Origin of the sequence: Arthrobacter sp. APC 3897 (genome assembly GCF_030407495.1) — a bacterium.
GTDB lineage: Bacteria > Actinomycetota > Actinomycetes > Actinomycetales > Micrococcaceae > Arthrobacter_B.
The window spans coordinates 1-18,997 of sequence record NZ_JASDDG010000023.1 but is presented as its reverse complement, the minus strand read 5'-3'; the positions used below and the strand labels follow the sequence as shown (position 1 = coordinate 18,997).

Below are 18,997 nucleotides of genomic sequence, written 5' to 3'. Positions count from 1 at the left end.
CATGCATGTTGTCCTCACCGCCGCCGGGCCGGGCGAAGCCGCCGGGTCTTTGCTGCTGCAGGAGACCGACGACGCCGGCCGGCCGGGGGCTGCTCCCGCCGTCGTCGTCCCGGCGCAGCTGGCCGCCGCGGTGCGGCATTATGAGGACCGGCCGCAGAACGTCCGCTGGGTTTTCGGCAGCACGCGGGACATCTATCCCCGGCTGCTGGAGGCCGGCATCACCGTGGAGCGCAGCCATGACCTGGCCCTGGTCCGTGGGATCCTGCGGTTTTCCGAAGCCGTCCCGCCGTCCCCTTACCTCGAGAAGCTGCGCACCGAATCGGCCGGCGAGGACGCAGACCAGCTGCCCCGCCAGCTGCTGCCGGTGCAGGCCGCACCGAACCAAAGCTCCCTGTTCGAAGAGTTTGAGGGCTTCGATCCGCTGGCCGGCAAACGCGGGCCGTCCCTCGAGGACCAGGTGTCCGAGCTTCAGGATCAGCTGGCCGCCGTTGCCGGTTCCGCATCACCCCGCCGGCTGACGCTGCTGCTGGCGGCCGAATCCGCGGGCGGCCTGATTGCCGTGGAAATGGAGCATGCCGGCCTGCCCTGGCGCCGTGACATCCATGAAGCCATGCTGGAGACCGAACTGGGGCCGCGCCCGCCGGAGGGACAGCGGCCGCTGCGGCTGGAACAGCTCGCCGCCGAACTGCGGGACAAGCTGGGCAACCCCGGTTTCAATCCCGATTCCCCGCAGGAGCTGCTGCGTGCCCTGCACCGGGCCGGCATAGAGGTGAAGACCACCCGCTCCTGGGAACTGCAGCAGCATGAGCACCCCGCCATTGCGCCGCTGCTGGAATACAAGCGGCTCTCCCGGCTGCTGAGCGCCAACGGCTGGACCTGGCTGGATGCCTGGGTGGACGGCGGCAGGTTCCGCCCCGAATACGTGGTGGGCGGGGTGGTTTCCGGACGCTGGGCTTCGCGCGGCGGCGGAGCCCTCCAGATTCCCAAGTACGTGCGCGACGCAGTGCGGCCGGATCCGGGCTTCCGGCTGATTGTCGCCGATGCCGCGCAGCTGGAGCCCCGCGTGCTGGCCGCGCTGGGCCGGGACAACGCGCTGGCTGCAGCGGCCCGCGGGAAGGACCTGTACCAGGGCATTGCGGACCAGAACTTCAACGGGGACCGGGCCCTGGCCAAGATGGCGATGCTCGGGGCCATGTACGGAGCGACCTCGGGCGAGGCCGGACGGCTCATGCCTGCCCTGACCCGGTCCTATCCACAGGCCATCGACGTGGTGGAGCGCGGCGCCCGGGCCGGAGAGTCCGGCAAGGTGGTCAGCAGCCACCTGGGCCGCAGCTCGCCGCCGGTCTCCGAACGCTGGCTGCGCGCCCAGCAAACCGCGTCCGCCGAAGAGCAGCGCCGCGCCGACAATCTGGCCCGCTCACAGGGCCGGTTCACCCGCAACTTTGTGGTGCAGTCCACGGCGGCGGAGTGGGCGCTGTGCTGGCTGGCGGAAATACGACGGCGGCTGCGGGCGGCGTCGGGCTCCTCGCCGGCCGGGCAGCTGGTGTTTTTTCTGCACGACGAAGTGATGCTCCACGTGCCCGCAGACCGGGCAGAGGAGGTCAGCGCCCTGGTTACTGACGCCGCGGCGGCGGCCACCCGCCTGCTGTTTGGCCGGATCCCGCTGGAATTCCCGGTGGTGGCCGTAACCGTGGACTCCTACGCCGAGGCCAAGTAACGCTTCTCCCGCAGCGGCGCTGCAGCAGGCGGCGGGAACCAGCGGACCACGATAAGTGCGTAGGCGAGTGTAAAAGCCAGCGAAAACGGCAGGGCAGCCAGCGGCAGGTCGGTGGCATTGAGGTCCCCGAGGCCGGCGGCACCCAGCGCGAATACTCCCACGTTGTTGATGACGTGCAGCGCAATGGCCGCTTCCAGCCCGCCGGTGCGCCAGGTGATCCAGCCGGCGGCAAGGGCAAAGGCGGCAATATCAATCTGTCCCGCCGGTCCATAACCGTGGCCCAGGACAAACAGGGGAACCGGCAGCAGGATCGCGAAGGCAGGATGGCGCAGCCAGGATCCGATGCCCTGCATCAGCAGCCCGCGGAACACGTATTCCTCGGCGGTTGCCTGCACCGGCACCAGTGCCAGGACCACAAGCAGCAGAAGCCACTCGTTGCCTGAAGATCCGCCGCCTTCCGCTGCTCCGCCGCTGGCTCCCAGAGACTTCGGCACCAGCAGGCTCAGGGCGTTCACGGTTACGAACAGGCCGGCGGCCAGGCCCAGCGGCCTGGGAAAACACCGCCAGCGCAGCCGCCCGGCGACTGAGGAGAGTGTTCCTGCGGAACGTCTGCCGCCCCACCGCACGCCGAGCGCCGCCGCGGGCCACAGCAGGCAAACCCCTCCGAACAGAACGGCGAGCTGCCCAGGGTCGCCAAGATCCGACTCTGCGGACAGGGCACGGTCCACAGTGCCGGCAACTCCCGGCACAAAGATTCCCGCCACCGCCAGTGCACCCGCCGCCAGCAGTGTGAGCATCAGGAACAGGACAACCGTCAACACTGCGGTGGTCAGCGGGTGCCACCACCGGTAGCCGGGCTGGGACCGGGGCAGCCGGTGAAAGGGATAGGCGGGAGCGGCGGCAGGATGGTCAGCTGAGAAAGTCATCCTTGAAGCCTGCCCGCTCAGGGTTCCCGTCCGCTTCGGCCATTCGGCTCCCGCCGTCCGGCCACACGGCGAAAAAGACTTCATGCTTTTGGCTAATTGTCCTCCGGCAGGCCGCTCACTAGGATTCCTAGAATGCCGCTCCCGACTCAACGCCCCAGCACATGGAAGACGGCCGGCATTACCGCGGCCGCCGCAGTTGTAGGGTTCCTGGTTTTCCTCGTTGTCCGCGGCGCAGCGCTGCCGCCCGATGACGCCGATCCGCTGCCTTTCGCAGGACTGATGTTCCTGGACTTCTTCCTGGGCCTCACCGCCGTCGGGCTCCTCCCCCTGGCCCTGCGCCGGGCGCCGGTGGGTGCCGGACTTGCCATCATTGCTCTGAGCGGACTCTCCACTCTGGCATTCCCCGCGGCCTGCCTGTGCATTGTCCGCATCGCGGCTCTGCGGCGTCCGCGCCTCCTGGCCGTCACCGCGCTTGTCTTTATCGCAGCGGTGGCGGCCGACCTCGCCGTCAACCCGGCCAACCGCGCCGAGGACTACGGTTGGATCCTTCTGACAGCGCTGGCCATGCTCGCCGTCCTGGTGCTGATCGGGCTGAACCGCGGCGCCAAGAAAGCACTTATCGTGTCCCTGCATCAGGAGGCGGACAGCGCCCGCCGGGAACAGGATGCTCGGGCGGATCAGGCCCGGCTGGCCGAGCGCACCCGGATCGCCCGGGAGATGCACGACACCCTGGCGCACCGCCTGAGCCTGATCAGCATGCACGCCGGCGCCCTGGAGTACCGCACCGATCTGGATCCGGAGACCATCCGGTCCACGGCCGGTGTCCTCCGGGAGACCGCTGCCAAAGCCGCGTCGGAGCTGCGGCAGGTCCTGACCGTTCTTCGTGAGGAGCCGGAGGCCGCCGCGCCCCAGCCCACCATCTCCTCCATTCCGGCGCTCGTGGAATCAGCCCGGGCCGCCGGCACCGACATCACGCTGAGCATCGAACCGGCGCTGCTGGCAGCGGGAACGGATGGTCCTGCCGAGGCCGCCTCCCGGCATCTGTACCGGGTGGCACAGGAGGGCATCACCAACGCCCAAAAACATGCGCCCGGCCATCCCGTGGCCGTGTCCCTCAGGGGTGCACCCGGGGAGGGCATCACCGTGACGGTCAGCAATCCGGTTTCCGGATCCAGGCCTGCTTCATCTGAGGGACTTGGCCTGATTGGACTGGCTGAGCGTGCCCGGCTTTCCGGCGGCTCCTTTGTGTCGGGTGCTCAACGCGGGGTCTACACCACCGCCGTGCAGGTTCCCTGGTGAGCGCCGTGCCTATCAAGGTCCTGATTGTGGACGATGAACCCCTCATCCGCGCAGGGCTCCGGCTCATCCTCGACGGAGTGCCGGATATTTCCATCATCGGTGAAGCGGACGACGGCGACACCGCTGTTCCGCTTGCCGCCGAGCTGTCGCCCGACGTCGTCCTCATGGACATCCGGATGCCGCGCCTCAGCGGCATCGCCGCCACGGAACGCATCACTGCGGCTCCGGAGCCGCCCCGGGTGATCGTCCTGACGTCCTTCGACACTGATGATTTCATCCTGTCCGCGCTGCGTGCCGGTGCCAGCGGATTCCTGCTCAAGGACACACCTCCGGCAGACGTGGTCTCGGCTGTCAGGGCGGCAGCCGGCGACAACCTGCGCTTCTCCCCCGGCGTCCTGAAACGGATCGTTGCGGCCGCAGCGGCCTCATCCGGCGGCTCAACGGAGCCCGCCTCATCAGAGCCCGCCTCGCAGCACAATCCGCTGGCGGTCCTCAGCGAGCGCGAACACCTCATTGCCCAATCCGTTGCCCGGGGGCTGACCAACGCCGAAATCAGCGCTGAACTCTATGTCAGCATTGCCACGGTCAAAACCCACATCGCCAATGCCTTCACGAAGCTGAACGTCACCAACCGTGTCCAGCTGGCCGTGACTGTCCTCGAATCACCTTCGCCGTCCCGGCCTCCTGCTGCAGAAAGGACCGGTTAGGCCTAAGTGCTTCCGGTTGAACGCCGCCGTGCTGTTTACAGAGCCGGAATGATCTCCCGGCTTTCGTCCCACGGCAGGGTCCAGCCCAGTTCCTCCAGCACCCCGTTGAGGATGATTCCGGTGAAACCCCACACCAGGACACCGTTCACGAGGAACGCCGGTGAGCGGTGCCTGCTCCGGCCGTGGCTCATCACCGCGGTACGCCGGTTTTCGGGGTTCAGCAGGTCCGCCACCGGCACCCGGAACACGGACGCAGACTCGCCGTAGTCCACCACGTCCACCGGAGTGGGCCGGTCCCACCAGCCCAACACAGGGGTGACCAGGAAGTTGCTGACCGGCAGACCCACCTCCGGCAAGGTGCCCAGAACAACGACGCCGTCCGGGTCCAGTCCCGTTTCCTCCTGCGCTTCACGCAGGGCAGCATCCACCGGGCCGGAATCCGCCGGGTCCACGGATCCGCCGGGGAAAGCCACCTGGCCGGGATGGTCATTCAGGGTGGCTGCCCGTTCCACCAGCAGCACGTCCAATTCTTCCGGAACACCGGCTGAACGGAAGTCCGAGGGTTTGTCGTCCAGGTTGCCGAAGAGGATCAGCACCGCGGCACGGCGGGCCGTGGCCGGATCCACGCTGCGCCGCAACAGCTCCAGATTCGCATCGAAGCTGGTGCTGCGGGCCGAGGCCGAAACGCCCAGCTCCTTCAGATCAGCGTAGGCGCTCATGCTTCGAGTCCGTAGCCTGCGGCGCGCAGCTGGGCGCGGGTTTCCGCGGCCATCATCCGGGCATGCAGTTCTTCGCGGCCCGGAGCCAGCTCATACTTCAGCAGCTTTTTCGCCTTTACCGGATCCGTTTCGCCCTCGCCGTAGGACGGGCACAGCGCGGCCACGGCGCAGGCGCCGCAGGCGGGGTTTTTGGCGTGGCAGACCCGCCGGCCGTGGAAGACCACCCGGTTGGACAGGGGCGTCCAGTCCTTGGGTTCAAACAACTCGGCGACATCTTCCTCGACCTTTACGGGGTCCTTCGCCGTCGTCCAACCGAACCGGCGGGACAGCCGGCCAAAGTGCGTGTCGACCGTGATTCCGGGGATGCCGAAGGCGTTGCCGAGCACCACGTTGGCCGTCTTCCGGCCCACTCCCGGCAGCGTAACGAGCTCTTCCAGCTTGTCCGGCACCTCGCCGTCGTATTCGTCCACCAGCCGGGTGGAGAGGGCCTTGATGCTGGCGGCCTTGGCGCGGAAGAACCCGGTGGGCCGGATCAGCTCCTGCAGCTCCGCCTCATCCGCCTCGGCCAGCGCCCTGGCATCCGGATAACGGGCAAAGAGCTTCGGAGTCACGGCGTTGACCCGGATATCCGTGGTTTGGGCGGACAGAACGGTGGCCACCAGCAGCTCAAACGCGTTGGTGAAATCCAGTTCCGCCACGGCGTAGGGATACAGCTCCCCCAGCATCCGGTTGATTTTCCGGGCCCTGCGTTTCAGTGCCAGCAGGGAGGAATCGCTCCCGGTTGCCTTTGCCACGTGGTTGGTGTCCTTCTGTTGCGCTGCGGCGGGTGATGGAGGTTTCCGGGCTACTCGCCGGAATCCTCACCAACGCGCTCAATGTTGCTCAGGTCCCGCAGCACGCCGATGCGGCCGGTGCGCTTGTCCTGGACCAGGAATTCGGTGCCGCGGTCTTCAAGACCCAGTTCCCAGTCGCCGGGATGGAACATGAACAGCGGCAGTCCGGTGCGTTCGTCCACGATCTGGCGCGGGGTTCCCACGGCAAACCAGAAGGCTTCCACCACGTTTTCGGACTCTTCACGGGTGGCACTGATGGATTCATTGCCCGACGACGGCACCTGGGCCGATGCCTGTGTGGCGGGTGCAGCGTCCTCGGACTTTGCCCGAACCACGGGGTTGACCGTGGTGGCCGCGAGGGCGTCCCCGTTGCCCGGCGCCGGTGCGGGGGTGTGTGACGCAGCGGGAGCCTGCGACCCTGCAGGGGCCTGCGACCCTGCAGGGGCCTGCGATGCTGCCGCCTGAGCCGAAGCCGGGGCCTGGTCCGAACCGGGACCCTGAGCCGAAGCTGCCGCCGCGGAAGTTGCGGCGTTCCGGCCGGCGGCGGATTCCGTCGGGGCCGGGTTGGCGGGTGCTGCGTCCGACGCGGCGGCCCCGGAACCGGCGGCTGCAGCATCTGCCGGGACGCCGTCGACGGCGGGGGCACCGGCGTCGGGGGCATCAGCGTTGGGGGTTAGCCCGTCGTTAGCCTTGCGGCCAAACAATCCGGCCGGGGCCAGCTTGCCCATGCCCTTGCCCATTCCTGCGAAGCGGGATTCTGCGGGCTCGGCACTGTTGTCGGCGTTCTTACCGGCTTCGGGAACAGCCGCGGCGGCTGCGTTCCCCTCGGATGCGGTCCCCTCAGATGCGGGCTTGGCCGGACGGCGGCGCAGCCGGACCGCGTCGCGGGCCATGACGTGGGCCGGCGCCTCGGGGCGCTCACCGAATTCGCGGGAGAAAGGCGGGATGTGCGGTGCGAGCGTAGTGGAAACCACCAGGCCCAGGGCTCCAATGAGGGTAACCAGGGCGGCAATCGAGAACACGCTGACCACCTGCAGGAAGAAGAAGGCCACCGCCAGAACCGCTACAACGGAACCAAACTGGTCCACGGAGAGCGAGCCAACGCGGTATTTCAGTTCGGGGGCCATCCGGCGGGCGGCAAAGAGCCCGGCGACGAGCAGCGGCAGGATGATGCCGATCCCGAGGAAGAACAACGGGGTCAGCGGGGACCAGAAAGTGGCTTCGAGGCCGAAGGCAAAGCTCCAGGGCAGCAGGGAACCAATCAGCATCAGGAGGACGGCCCCCCCGACCACTGTGTCGCGCAGGCCAAACGGACCAAGGACTGCAGTCCGGGCGTTGTCCTCGCCGGCGGAGGAAACCTCCGACGGTGCCGGAGTCTCCGTCGCCGTTCGGGCGTCGTTCTCAACGGGGGGCTGGTTCATTCGTTTCTCCATTCGCGGCCGCCGTCTGCGGGCCGCGGAACATCTGCTGTCCGCGGCAGGACGAGCCGCCTGCAGGGGTGAAAAGCGGTTGCTTCTCTGCACAGCCTAGTCAACGCCGGCACCGCAGACTAGCCGAACTGCCGCGGCGACACAGGCCGTGATCTACCGCTCACCGCACAAATACCCCCGTTGCCGGGCGTGGATGTGACGGTTGACACACGGGCGGCCGATCGGCGTTAGGGTAATGGCAACGCTACGGCAGCCCCTCGATCCGGGCTGGACCGTGGGCGACAGCTAAGCGAAAGGGTTCATGATGTCTGAACAGTCCCCCGTCAAGCAGCAAGGCGACGCACTGGAGAACCTGCTCCATGAGCGCCGCAGTTTTCCGCCCAGCGCGGATTTCGCCGCGGGCGCGGTTGCCCGGCAATCGGTCTATGACGAAGCGGCAGCCGAAGGTCCCGAGTTCTGGGCCCGCCAGGCCCGCAGCCTCCTGACCTGGGACGAAGACTTCACCGAAACCCTGGACTGGTCCGACGCCCCCTTTGCCAAGTGGTTCGGCGGCGGAAAAATCAACGCGGCCTACAACGCCCTGGACCGGCATGTGGAAGAGGGACGCGGAGACCGCGTGGCCATCTACTTCGAGGGCGAGCCCGGCGACACCCGCACCTACACCTATGCCGAGCTCACCGAAGAGGTTAAGAAAGCCGCAAACGCCTTCGAATCCCTGGGCGTCTCCAAGGGCGACCGGGTGGCCGTATATCTGCCGATGATCCCGGAAGCAGTCATCACCATGCTCGCCTGTGCCCGCATCGGTGCGGTGCACTCGGTGGTCTTCGGCGGGTTCTCCGCCGATGCCCTGCGCAGCCGGATCGACGACGCCGAGGCCAAGCTCGTCGTTACCGCGGACGGATCCTACCGCCGGGGGAAGCCCAGCCTGCTCAAGCCGGCAGTGGACGAGTCCCTGGTGAAGGAGGGGCACACCGTCACCAGCGTCGTCGTGGTCAAGCGCAACGGCGAGCCGGTTGAGTGGACCGAGGGCCGGGATCTCTGGTGGGACGACGTCGTCGGCACCGCGAGCGCCGAGCACACCGCCGCGGGACATGATTCCGAACACCCGCTGTTCATCCTGTACACCTCCGGCACCACGGGCAAGCCCAAGGGCATCCTGCACACCACAGGCGGCTACCTGGCGCAGACCGCCTTTACACACCTGAACACCTTCGATTTGAAGCCCGAGACGGATGTCTACTGGTGCACCGCGGACATTGGCTGGGTCACCGGGCATTCCTACGTCACCTACGCACCGCTGATCAACGGCGCCACGCAGCTCATCTATGAGGGCACCCCGGATACCCCGCACCAGGGCCGATGGTGGGAGCTGGTGGAGAAGTACAAGGTTTCCATCCTCTACACCGCACCCACCGCCATCCGCACCTGCATGAAGTGGGGCCGCGACATTCCCGGAAAGTTCAATCTGGACTCCATCCGAGTCCTGGGGTCCGTGGGCGAGCCCATCAACCCCGAGGCCTGGATGTGGTACCGCACCGTCATCGGCGGCAACGGCGGCAAAAAGGAGGTCCCGGCCCCCATTGTGGACACCTGGTGGCAGACCGAAACCGGTGCGCACATGATTGCACCGATGCCCGGCGTGACCGCCACAAAGCCCGGTTCCGCTCAGGTGGCGGTCCCCGGCATTTCCATCGACGTGGTGGATGAGATGGGCGAATCGGTGCCCAACGGCTCCGGCGGCTTCCTGGTGGTCAAGGAGCCGTGGCCGGCCATGCTCCGCGGAATCTGGGGCGATCCGGAACGTTTCAAGGCAACCTACTGGTCGCGGTTCGACAACATGTACTTCGCGGGAGACGGCGCCAAGAAGGACGAGGACGGCGATATCTGGCTGCTCGGCCGGGTGGACGACGTCATGAACGTGTCAGGACACCGGCTCTCCACCACGGAGATTGAGTCCGCACTGGTGAGCCATCCCTCGGTGGCGGAAGCCGCCGTCGTCGGTGCGTCCGACGAGACCACGGGCGAGGCGGTGGTTGCGTTCGTGATCCTGCGCGGCAGTGCCAAGGACGACGACGACATTGTGACCACCCTGCGCAACCACGTGGGCAAGGAAATTGGTCCCATTGCCAAGCCGCGGCACATCCTGGTGGTGCCGGAGCTGCCCAAGACCCGTTCCGGCAAGATCATGCGCCGCCTGCTGAAGGACGTGGCCGAGGGCCGTGAGGCCGGGGATTCCAGCACGCTGGCGGACAACACCGTGATGCAGCAGATCGCGGAGTCGATGCGGAAGTAGTCTCCGGCACCGAAACACCAGCTCAACCAAAAGGTGCACGCCCCCGGACCGGGGCGTGCACCTTTTGTGTGTTCGGGGACGCGGCTGTCCCGCCACGGCTGTTAGGCCGTGGTGACGTCCAGTTCCACGTCAATGTTGCCGCGGGTCGCATTGGAGTAGGGGCAGACCTGGTGAGCGGCGTCCACCAGCTTTTCGGCCGTGGCCTGGTCCACGCCGGACATTTCCACATGGAGGGCAACGCCCAGCTTGAAGCCGACTTCCTGCTTGTGGATGCTCACGTCGGCGGTGATGGCGGCATCGGCGATCGGAGCCTTTTCAGCGCGCGCAATCATCTTGAGGGCGGACAGGAAGCAGGCGGCATAGCCGGCGGCGAAGAGCTGCTCCGGGTTGGTGCCGTCGCCGGAGCCGCCCATCTCCGTGGGAGTGGCCAGGTTGACCTTCAGCTGGCCGTCGCTGGTCTGGGCTTCTCCGTTGCGGCCGTCTCCGGACGCGGTGGCAACTGCGGTGTACAAAGCGCTCATGGCAACTCCTCTGGGTCGGGGGTATCAGGTAGACTAACTAGTACGTCTACTTGGACCCCAAGTAAACGCGCCTTCGCCGCAAACCGCAACCCCGGGAGGACCCATGGCCGCCACTGCGCCGGTGCGCACCCGCATCCTGGATGCCGCCGCCCTGCTCTTCTACACCGAAGGCATCCGTGCCGTGAGCGCGGACCGGATTATCGCTGCGGCGGAAACCACCAAAGTGACGTTCTACCGCTATTTCCGCACCAAGGAAGAGCTGGTGGTGGCGTACCTGCAGGGACAGTCGGAGCGGACCCGTGAAGCCGCCGCGGCGCTGAGCCCCGACCCCTGCACCGGACTGCTGGAACTGGCGGAGGTCATGGGCGCGCAGGCCTGCATTCCCGGCTTCCGCGGCTGCCCGTTCATCAATGCCGCCGCAGAGTATCCGGACCCCGCCTCCCCGGTCCGTGCCGTGGTCCTTGATCACAGGCAGTGGCTGCACGCCGAGGTCCGCAGCAGGGTGGCGCAGCTGGGAGCCGCGGACCCGGATGCCCTGGCGGATCAGCTGCTGATGCTGCGCGACGGCGCCATGGTCCACGGTTATGTGGCGGACCCCGCGGGAGTCTCAGCAGCGCTGCTCAGCGGCGGACGCGCCCTGCTCGGCAGCCTCGTGCGCTAGGCGGAGCCTGCTGCAGTTCCAGCTTCCCCAGTGACCCGGCGGGTGAGATGGAACTCATTGAGTTGGCACCACCGGGCACGGGGTAGCAGAATCAGTGCTCGTGTCCACTTCCAGCACTTCCTCCCCGCTGTCCACTCCCGTTTCCTCCGGATTGCCGGACCCGACGCCGCAATCCCGCCGCATGGCACGCAAGGTCGCCGGAGCGTCGTTTGTCGGAACAGCCCTGGAGTCCTACGACTTCTACGTTTTTGGCACCGCAGCTGCCCTGATCCTGAACCGGATCTTCTTTCCGGAGGTCGATCCGCTGATCGGCACGCTGCTGTCCTTCCTGTCCCTGGGCATCGGTTTCATTGCCCGCCCGCTCGGCGCCGTCATTTTTGGTCATCTTGGCGACCGCATCGGCCGCAAGAAATCCCTCATTTGGACCATCGTCCTGATGGGCACGGCCACCGGGATCATCGGCCTGCTGCCGGATTACAACGCCATCGGCATCTGGGCCCCGGCACTGCTGGTCACGCTGCGGCTGCTCCAGGGCCTGGCCGTGGGCGGTGAGTGGGGCGGAGCCGTGCTGATTGCCACCGAACACGCTGAACCCCGCAAACGGGCCCTGTACGCAGCAATCCCGCAGATCGGCTCCCCCGTGGGAACCATCATGGTGACCGGGATCTTCCTGCTGCTGACCAGCGTCCCGCAGGAAACCATGGAAGCCGGCCTGTGGCGGGTTCCGTTCCTGCTGGCTTTCCCCTTCATGGCCATTGCCCTGTACCTGCGGTTTGCCATCGAGGAAACCCCCGTCTTCAAGGATGTTGCCGGCCACCGCGCCGTTCCCCGCGTTCCGGTCCTGGACGTGCTGAAGACCCAGCGGCTGGCAGTCCTGGTTGCCACGTCAGCGTCCCTGCTGGGCATCGGCTCCTACTTCCTGATGACCACCTACACCCAGGCCTACGGAACCGAACAGCTGGGCCTGTCCGGCACCACCGTGCTCAATGCGGCACTGGTGGGCTCGGTCCTGCAGCTGGCCACCATCCCGGCGTTCGGCTGGCTGGCCACCAAGATCGGTTCGGCCCGCATGGTTGCCGCCGGTGCCTTCGCCACCCTGCTGATTTCCTTCCCCCTGTACTGGCTCATCAGCACCGCGGACCAGACCACGTATATCCTCACCATCCTCATCGGCGGGATTGCCCCGACCGCCGCGTGGGCGGCCCTGGGCGGATTGATGGCTGATCTTTTCCCGGCCCGCACCGGTTTCACCGCCCTGTCCCTGGCCTACAGCTTCGCCGGGATCCTGGCCGGCTTCGCTCCGGCCGCAACGCAGGCGTTCGCCAAGGCAACGGACAGCGCGTGGTGGCATCCCGGCGTCGTGCTGGCGCTGATGTCCGTGGTGACCATTGCCGGCGCCCTGGCGGCGGGACGCATGACGCGCCGCCAGGATGAGGCCGCGGCGCAGGCGCAGGTTGGCGCATAGTTAAGCCATGACAGTCTCCCGCACCCGCAACCTGCTGATCCTCAACGGCCCCAACCTGAACCTGCTGGGCACCCGTGAACCCGGAATCTACGGCACCACAACGCTCGACGACGTGGAGGCCCTGGCGCTGGACGCCGCGGAATCCCACGGCTGGACCGCGGACTGCATCCAGTCCAACCATGAGGGCGACCTGATCGATGCGATCCACGGAGCCCCCGGGCTGGCTGACGGGATCATCATCAACCCGGCGGCGTACAGCCACACGTCAGTTGCCATCCCGGATGCGCTGTCCGGTGTGGGGCTGCCCGTGGTTGAGGTCCATCTGAGCAACATTCACCGGCGGGAGGAATTCCGGCACCACTCCTACGTCTCAGCGGTGGCGGACGCTGTGATCTGCGGTGCCGGAATTGCCGGATACAAGCTGGCTGTGGATTACCTGGCCGCGCGGCTGGACGGAGAAGCGCAGGCGTAAGCCGGCTCCCGGTCCTTTACTCGCCGGAGATGCACTGTCCGGGAGAGACCGGTGCGGAGTACCCGGCGGCGGCCTCCGCCACCGGCCCAACCTCGCTCAGGGACAGCGCATAGCCGATCGGCTGGTCGCCGGTGGTCTTGGCGAAGATGACGCCGGCCAGCTGGCCGTCGATGTCCAGCAGCGGCCCGCCCGAGTTGCCCTGCTGCACGTTCGCGGCGAGGGTGTAGACCTCCAGCACCTCGGGGTCGGATCCGTAGATGTTACGCACCGAGACGTCGGAGAGCCGTTCCACGTTCGCCGCCTGCAGCCGGAACGGACCGCCGGCCGGGTACCCGGCAAACGCCGCGGTGGTGCCGTTGGGAAGGACATCGCCCACCGGAATGGGCGCGGCGTCGAGGTTGTCCACTGCCAGCACGGCCAGGTCACGGGCGCTGTCGAAATAGACCACCTCCCCCGGCAGCGCCCCGCCGCCGGGGACCTGCACCACCGGCCGGGACACCCCTGCCACCACGTGGGCGTTGGTGATCACGCGGTCATCGGCGACCACGAAACCCGAGCCCGTCTGGTTCTGCCCGCACTGATAGGCCGTTCCCGTGATCTTCACGACAGACTCCGACGACTTCTGCAGTGCTGCAGAGGACAGCGCCTCATCGGGAGCCACCACCGTGTCCGGGGCGGCGCTGTCCAGGATGGTGGGCAGGCCTTCCGCGAGTGTGAAGGAACGCACCTCTGCAGTCCAGGTTTTTACCCGGTCAGGAGTGGCCTCCTCGATGCCGTTCAGCACTTTCGAGGAGGTAATCTGCTGCGACAGGAAGGGCACACCGAGCGTGTTGACGCTGAAAGCGAGCACGGACATCACCAGGGCTGAGACGGCCAGGTTCACGCCCCCGCCCAGCAGCCGGTCCAGGAAACGCAGCGGCGGGAAGTTCATCCAGCGCCGGATGGATCCGCCCAGCGCAGCGCCGGCGGCATGCCCGCCCAGGACCAGCACCACAATGGTGGCGATGACGGCGGTCAGGCGCCAGCCGTCGTCGGGCACCCATTGGGTGACCATCGGTATCGCGAAGAACGCCGCCACGGCTCCGGCCACAAAGCCGACAATGCCGCCCAGCGTCACCACAAGACCGTTCCTTAGCCCTGCGAGGAGGTAAAACAGCAGCGCCAAAAGCAGGATGATGTCTAGCAGTGAAAATCCGAGCACAAACAGCTCCAAGCGCAGTCTAGGGGGTGTTCCGGGGACTCTTCGAGACTGTCCCTGCCTCCCGAGTTTAGCGGCCCAAACTGAAGACTCCGTCCGCGCCGGACCCGGTAGGGCAGTGCGCAGGGGCGTCCTTTTTATCATCCGTGGGCGAACAAAGCTATTACAGGTGTCACATGGGGCCGTAGTGCGAGAAGATAATGAAAGGGACAACTATTTACAGGAGATTTCATGGATATCGAGGTACTGCGCCGTGCGCCACTGTTCGCCTCATTGGGAGACGACGTCTTCGCAGCTCTGACCGACGAGTTGACTGAGGTTGACCTTTCGCGCGGGGCATCAGTCTTCCGCGAAGGTGACCAGGGCGACCAGCTGTATTTCATCGTGTCCGGAAAGATCAAGCTGGGCCGGTCGGCACCGGACGGCCGTGAGAACCTGCTGGCCATCCTCGGCCCGGGCGAGCTCTTCGGCGAAATGGCACTGTTTGATCCGAGTCCGCGCAACGCAACCGCCACCGCCGTGTCCGAAACGCGTCTGGCCGGACTGCGGCACGACAACCTGAAGGCACTGCTGGAAACGCGCCCCGAGGTGTCCGTCCAGCTGCTGCAGGCCCTGGCCCGCCGGCTGCGCCGCACCAACGAGTCTCTTGCGGACCTCGTCTTCTCGGACGTTCCCGGCCGCGTTGCCAAGGCACTGCTGGATCTGGCGGACCGCTTCGGCCGCCCTGCCACTGACGGCATCCTGGTGGCTCACGAGTTGACGCAGGAGGAACTGGCCCAGCTGGTTGGCGCTTCACGTGAAACGGTGAACAAGGCTCTGGCCGAGTTCGTCCAGCGCGGCTGGCTGCGTCTGGAAGCCCGCGCCGTCGTCATCTTGGACGTACAGCGCCTGCGCCAGCGCTCACGCTAGGTCTTTCCCGACCGTAAGACAGCAAACGACGGCGCCGCTCCCCTGTACCGGGGGCGGCGCCGTCGTTTGTGTTTAGTTTGACGATGTCCGGGGACCAGTTTCCGTGCCTGCGTCAGCGCCCGTGCTGGGCGGAGCCTTCCCCGGCGCCGCTGAGTGCAACGGACAGCCAGTAACCGCCGTCGGCTTCCACCAGCTCGGGCCGAAAGACGGCTGCCGGGCGGCGGGAGGCAAGGTACGCAATGCAGCCGCGGGCGCCGGCCAGCTTCTCCAGCACCAGTTCCACCGGGGGCACCGTCAGTTCAGACAGTGTGAGTCCGGTGGTGTCCGGGAGCCCGATCTCATCGCCCAGGGCGGTGGTGTTCCGGGCTGCGATCTCCTCCGCAGCGGGCCGCCACTGTCCCCAGCTGCCCTTGCCCTCCAGCAGCGAGGCTCCCTGCCCCATCGGCTGGACAACCGCGAAGTAGCGGGTGTCGAACCGGCGCAGCGCAAAATCAGCCGTCTGCCAGTTGGCCAGCGGCCGGAGCAGATCGGTGCGCAGGCCCAGTCCCCGGCGGGTGAGGAGCTCCGGAAACGACTTGTCTCCGGCTGCCAGCGCCACCCGGGCGGACATCCAGTCCGGACCCCGGTTAGCCTCCAGCAGCGTTGATTCGTCCGGCCCGGCCAACAGGATGCCGGTTTCCTCGAACAGTTCACGGATGGCTGCCACCACGTGCCTGCGGGCCAGCCTGGGATCGTCAATGCCCAGCGACTTGGCCCAGGCGGCCGGTGCGGGACCGAACCATGTGACGGCGTCGTCGTCTTCCGGGTCGATGCTGCCGCCGGGAAACGCGACCCGGCCCAGCGGCGATTCGCCGCGCCGGTACGCAAGATAGGTCTCGGCGCCGCGCGGCGAGTCCCGCACCAGCACCACTGAGGACGCCAGGCGGGGCTTGCGCGGTGCACGGTCACCGTGTTCAAGCCAGCTTTCCGCGGCTCCCCGAAGATACGGGGGAACCGGGAAAAGCCGTACAGATGGATTAGGCAAATTCAGCGATCACTTCTACTTCGACGGGGGAATCCAGCGGCAGCACGGCCACCCCGACGGCGGAGCGGGCATGCGCGCCCGCCTCGCCGAAGACCTTCCCCAGCAGTTCTGATGCACCGTTGATGACGGTTGGCTGCCCGGTAAAGGACGGATCCGATGCCACGAAGCCCACCACCTTCACGATGCGGCTGATGCGGTCCAGATCTCCGATCTGGGCCTTGATGGCAGCCAGCGCGTTGACGGCGCAGGTTGCGGCGTACCCCGCGGCGTCCTCGGCAGACACCCCGGCTCCAACTTTGCCGGCTGCGGGCAACACGCCGGACACGAAAGGCAACTGCCCGGAGGTGTAGACGTAGTTCCCGGTGACGACGGCGGGGACATAAGCGGCCACAGGCGCTGCGACGCCGGGCAGCTCAATGCCCAGTTCCGCCAGCCTGCGCTCAACGGCGGAGACCGCCCCGTTCAGCTCCGTCACTGCGATTTCTCGCGTTTCATGTACGCCACGGCACCCGTTCCGTTGGGTGCGGGCGTGATCTGGACGAGTTCCCAGCCTTCTTCGCCGTGCATGTTAAGGACAGCTCCCGGTGTGTGAAGAGGAAGCGGCGTGATGAAATATTCCCATTTGCTCATAATCCAAAGACTAACCCGTGCTTGTAGACTGATGCGCATGGCAGCTCGCAAATCTCCGTTCTTTGATACGGCTACCACCCTCGGCCAGATCGTCGCCTTCTTCGGCGTCAGCGCGCTGTGTGGTGTTTTGGCCGCGGGTCTTCTGGTTCCCGCCGCCGCCGCCGCGGGAACAGCCGCGTCCGGTTCCATCCAGTTCTTTGACGATCTCCCGTCGGAACTGCAGGCCGGCGCGCTGGCCGAGCCGTCCAAAATCTACGCCAATGACGGCTCGCTCATTGCCACCATGTATGAGGAGAACCGCCAGCCGATCAAGCTGGACCAGGTTTCCCCCACCATGATCGACGCGATGCTTGCCATTGAGGATGACCGCTTCTACGAACACGGCGGCGTGGACGTCCAGGGCGTCATCGGAGCCCTGGCCTCCAACCTCACGTCCGGAACCAACCGCGGCGCGTCCACCATCACGCAGCAGTATGTGAACAGCGTGATCATTGACACCAATCTGCAGAACAAGCAGGAAGTGGTGCTGTCCGGCAGCAAGGACTACGGGGACAAGCTGCGTGAGATGAAGCTGGCCATTGCCGTGGAAAAGCAGCTGTCCAAGGATGAGATTCTGGAGGGCTACTTCAACATTGTGCCCTTCAGCGGTACCACCTTCGGCGTCCAGGCCGCATCAAAGTACTTCTTCAACGTGGATGCCTCGGAGCTGAACATCCCGCAGGCAGCCCTGCTGGCCGGCGTCGTCAACGGCCCGTCCGTCTACAGCCCCACCGGCAATCCCGAGCTCGCCATGCAGCGGCGCAACATCGTCATCCGCGCCATGCTTGACAAGGGCCGCATCACGCAGGAAGAGCACGACGCCGCTGTTGCCACGGATCTGGGACTGGACATCACACCGGTCCCCAGCAACTGCACCGGCGCCGTCCAGGCACCCTACTTCTGCGACTACGTCATGCATCTGGTTCTCAATGATGAGAGGTACGGTGCCACCTCGGAGGACCGGCAGAAGCTGCTCTACCGGGGCGGCCTGAGCATCAAGACCACCCTTGACCCGGAAATTCAGAATGCCGCACAGACGGCCATCAACGAAACCGCCAACCCCGACACCACGGACCCCGAGATTGGCCATTCGATGGTGTCGATGGAACCGCGCACCGGCAAGATCCTTTCCATGGCGCAGAACACGCGCTATTCGCCGGAACAGGGTGCCGGCAACTCCGTCATCAACTTCAACGTTGACCTGAATCAGGACGGCGACCCGAACAAGCCGCTGGGCGGCATGGGCGGGTTCCAGCCCGGATCAACGTACAAGCCCTTCACCGTGGCCGCCTGGCTGGATGCCGGCAAGACCCTCAACACCACGCTGAACGGCAGCAAGCGCACCTATCCGGCCGGATACACCTGGAACGCCAGCTGTCTGCCGGGTGGACGCTACGGCATCCCGGAACCCTGGACCCCGATCAACTACGGTGACACCAACTACAAGACCACCACCGTCATCGACGGTCTGGCGAACTCCCTGAACACCATCACCATGGCGGAGATCAACCAGCTGGACCTGTGCAAGTTCCAGGAAATGGCGTTTGCCTCCGGCATCCACAACGGCAAGAGCTCCGAGGGCAAGAATGAGATGCTCGGCGTCAACCCGCCGTCGTCCTTCGGCGGCGGCGGCGACGCTTCGCCGCTGTCCATGGCCACCGGCTTTGCCACGTTTGCAGCCGAAGGACTGAAATGCGAGCCGCGCGCCCTGGAATCGGTCACGGCAGCGGACGGACGGGAGTTCGAGGTACCCGGCCAGGACTGCACGCAGGTCATGAAGAAGGAAGTTGCCCAGGGCGTCAACGCAGCTACCCAGCAGGTAATGACTAAGGGTTCCGGATACTACCTGCAGAACGGCAAGCCGATAGCAGGCAAGACCGGTACCAATGACTTCCGCTCCCAGACCTGGTTCATGGGCTACAGCACCGGCATGGTCACGGCTTCCTGGCTCGGCAACCATGTCTGGGGAAACGCGCGCGGCTCGATGGAAGGCAAGCAGATCGGCGGACAGGTCTACCCGGAGATTGACGGCTCCAAGATTGCCGGCCCGTCCTGGAAGAACTTCATTGACCGGATTCCGGGCCAGTACGAGGCCAACCCGTTCACCCCGCCGCCGGCCTCAATCATGGGCAACGTAACAGCGCCGCCCCGGCC

General features: G+C 66.3%; 18 protein-coding genes. 9 read left to right on the top strand and 9 right to left on the bottom strand.

Annotated features, from left to right (window positions below):
- Position 1: 1 nt before the first annotated feature.
- Positions 2–1,717 (top strand): bifunctional 3'-5' exonuclease/DNA polymerase, encoded by a 1,716-nt coding sequence (locus tag QMA10_RS11945; RefSeq protein ID WP_290168647.1) that lies wholly within the window; start codon positions 2–4, stop codon positions 1,715–1,717.
- On the opposite strand, the gene QMA10_RS11940 is transcribed toward QMA10_RS11945, so the two are convergent.
- Positions 1,699–2,643, bottom strand: coding sequence for a CPBP family intramembrane glutamic endopeptidase (locus QMA10_RS11940; protein WP_290168645.1), 945 nt, complete (start codon positions 2,641–2,643; stop codon positions 1,699–1,701). The two genes, QMA10_RS11945 and QMA10_RS11940, sit on opposite strands and share 19 nt — an antisense overlap.
- A 132-nt stretch (positions 2,644–2,775) precedes the next feature.
- Here QMA10_RS11940 and QMA10_RS11935 point away from each other — a divergent pair, with 132 nt between their 5' ends.
- Both QMA10_RS11935 and QMA10_RS11930 read left to right on the top strand, forming a co-directional pair.
- A complete protein-coding gene (locus QMA10_RS11935) occupies positions 2,776–3,942 on the top strand; it encodes a histidine kinase (RefSeq protein WP_290168644.1) in 1,167 nt (388 codons plus the stop codon).
- Entirely contained in the window at positions 3,939–4,649 is a 711-nt protein-coding gene (locus QMA10_RS11930; protein WP_290168643.1) for a response regulator transcription factor, read from the top strand. Before QMA10_RS11935 ends, QMA10_RS11930 begins: the two co-directional genes overlap by 4 nt.
- Positions 4,650–4,684: 35 nt before the next feature.
- On the opposite strand, the gene QMA10_RS11925 is transcribed toward QMA10_RS11930, so the two are convergent.
- From QMA10_RS11925 to QMA10_RS11915, 3 genes are read right to left on the bottom strand one after another with little or no spacing between them, the layout of a single operon-like run.
- Positions 4,685–5,368, bottom strand: coding sequence for a CoA pyrophosphatase (locus tag QMA10_RS11925; RefSeq protein ID WP_290168641.1), 684 nt, complete (start codon positions 5,366–5,368; stop codon positions 4,685–4,687).
- A complete protein-coding gene (nth, locus tag QMA10_RS11920; protein WP_290168638.1) occupies positions 5,365–6,162 on the bottom strand; it encodes an endonuclease III in 798 nt (265 codons plus the stop codon). Before nth ends, QMA10_RS11925 begins: the two co-directional genes overlap by 4 nt.
- 50 nt (positions 6,163–6,212) lie before the next feature.
- Entirely contained in the window at positions 6,213–7,622 is a 1,410-nt protein-coding gene (locus tag QMA10_RS11915) for a hypothetical protein (protein ID WP_290168636.1), read from the bottom strand.
- Positions 7,623–7,935: 313 nt separating this feature from the next.
- On the opposite strand from QMA10_RS11915, the gene acs reads away from it, so the two are divergent.
- Entirely contained in the window at positions 7,936–9,924 is a 1,989-nt protein-coding gene (gene acs / locus QMA10_RS11910) for an acetate--CoA ligase (protein WP_290168634.1), read from the top strand.
- A gap of 101 nt (positions 9,925–10,025) precedes the next feature.
- On the opposite strand, the gene QMA10_RS11905 is transcribed toward acs, so the two are convergent.
- Positions 10,026–10,445 carry an organic hydroperoxide resistance protein gene (locus QMA10_RS11905; RefSeq protein ID WP_290168632.1) on the bottom strand — a complete coding sequence of 140 codons (420 nt, stop codon included), beginning with the start codon at positions 10,443–10,445 and terminating at the stop codon, positions 10,026–10,028.
- Between the two features lie 103 nt (positions 10,446–10,548).
- Between QMA10_RS11905 and QMA10_RS11900 the strand changes: the two genes are divergently transcribed.
- The 3 genes from QMA10_RS11900 to aroQ all read left to right on the top strand — a co-directional run bounded on the left by QMA10_RS11900 (position 10,549) and on the right by aroQ (position 13,043).
- Complete coding sequence (locus QMA10_RS11900) at positions 10,549–11,106, top strand: TetR/AcrR family transcriptional regulator (protein WP_290168630.1); 558 nt, start codon at positions 10,549–10,551, stop codon at positions 11,104–11,106.
- A gap of 100 nt (positions 11,107–11,206) precedes the next feature.
- A complete protein-coding gene (locus tag QMA10_RS11895) occupies positions 11,207–12,571 on the top strand; it encodes an MFS transporter (protein WP_290168628.1) in 1,365 nt (454 codons plus the stop codon).
- Between the two features lie 7 nt (positions 12,572–12,578).
- Complete coding sequence (gene aroQ / locus QMA10_RS11890) at positions 12,579–13,043, top strand: type II 3-dehydroquinate dehydratase (protein ID WP_290168627.1); 465 nt, start codon at positions 12,579–12,581, stop codon at positions 13,041–13,043.
- 16 nt (positions 13,044–13,059) lie between these two features.
- Here aroQ and QMA10_RS11885 read toward each other — a convergent pair whose 3' ends face one another.
- Positions 13,060–14,244, bottom strand: coding sequence for a MarP family serine protease (locus QMA10_RS11885; protein WP_290168624.1), 1,185 nt, complete (start codon positions 14,242–14,244; stop codon positions 13,060–13,062).
- A gap of 228 nt (positions 14,245–14,472) precedes the next feature.
- Here QMA10_RS11885 and QMA10_RS11880 point away from each other — a divergent pair, with 228 nt between their 5' ends.
- Positions 14,473–15,150, top strand: a complete 678-nt coding sequence (locus tag QMA10_RS11880; RefSeq protein WP_104053107.1) for a Crp/Fnr family transcriptional regulator — start codon at positions 14,473–14,475, stop codon at positions 15,148–15,150.
- Positions 15,151–15,262: 112 nt separating this feature from the next.
- Here the strand turns inward: QMA10_RS11880 and QMA10_RS11875 are convergent, their stop codons facing one another.
- The 3 genes from QMA10_RS11875 to QMA10_RS11865 are packed head-to-tail and all read right to left on the bottom strand — an operon-like array spanning position 15,263 to position 16,804.
- Entirely contained in the window at positions 15,263–16,174 is a 912-nt protein-coding gene (locus tag QMA10_RS11875) for an NUDIX hydrolase (RefSeq protein ID WP_290168622.1), read from the bottom strand.
- Complete coding sequence (locus QMA10_RS11870; protein ID WP_290168620.1) at positions 16,167–16,649, bottom strand: RidA family protein; 483 nt, start codon at positions 16,647–16,649, stop codon at positions 16,167–16,169. The genes QMA10_RS11875 and QMA10_RS11870 overlap by 8 nt, the downstream gene beginning before the upstream one ends.
- The gene (locus tag QMA10_RS11865) at positions 16,646–16,804 is read right to left on the bottom strand and encodes a DUF4177 domain-containing protein (RefSeq protein WP_146067190.1); all 159 of its coding nucleotides are present in this window, start codon (positions 16,802–16,804) and stop codon (positions 16,646–16,648) included. The genes QMA10_RS11870 and QMA10_RS11865 overlap by 4 nt, the downstream gene beginning before the upstream one ends.
- A 37-nt stretch (positions 16,805–16,841) precedes the next feature.
- Here QMA10_RS11865 and QMA10_RS11860 point away from each other — a divergent pair.
- Positions 16,842–18,997: transglycosylase domain-containing protein (locus QMA10_RS11860; protein WP_290168616.1), on the top strand; the 2,156-nt coding region annotated here is incomplete at its 3' end.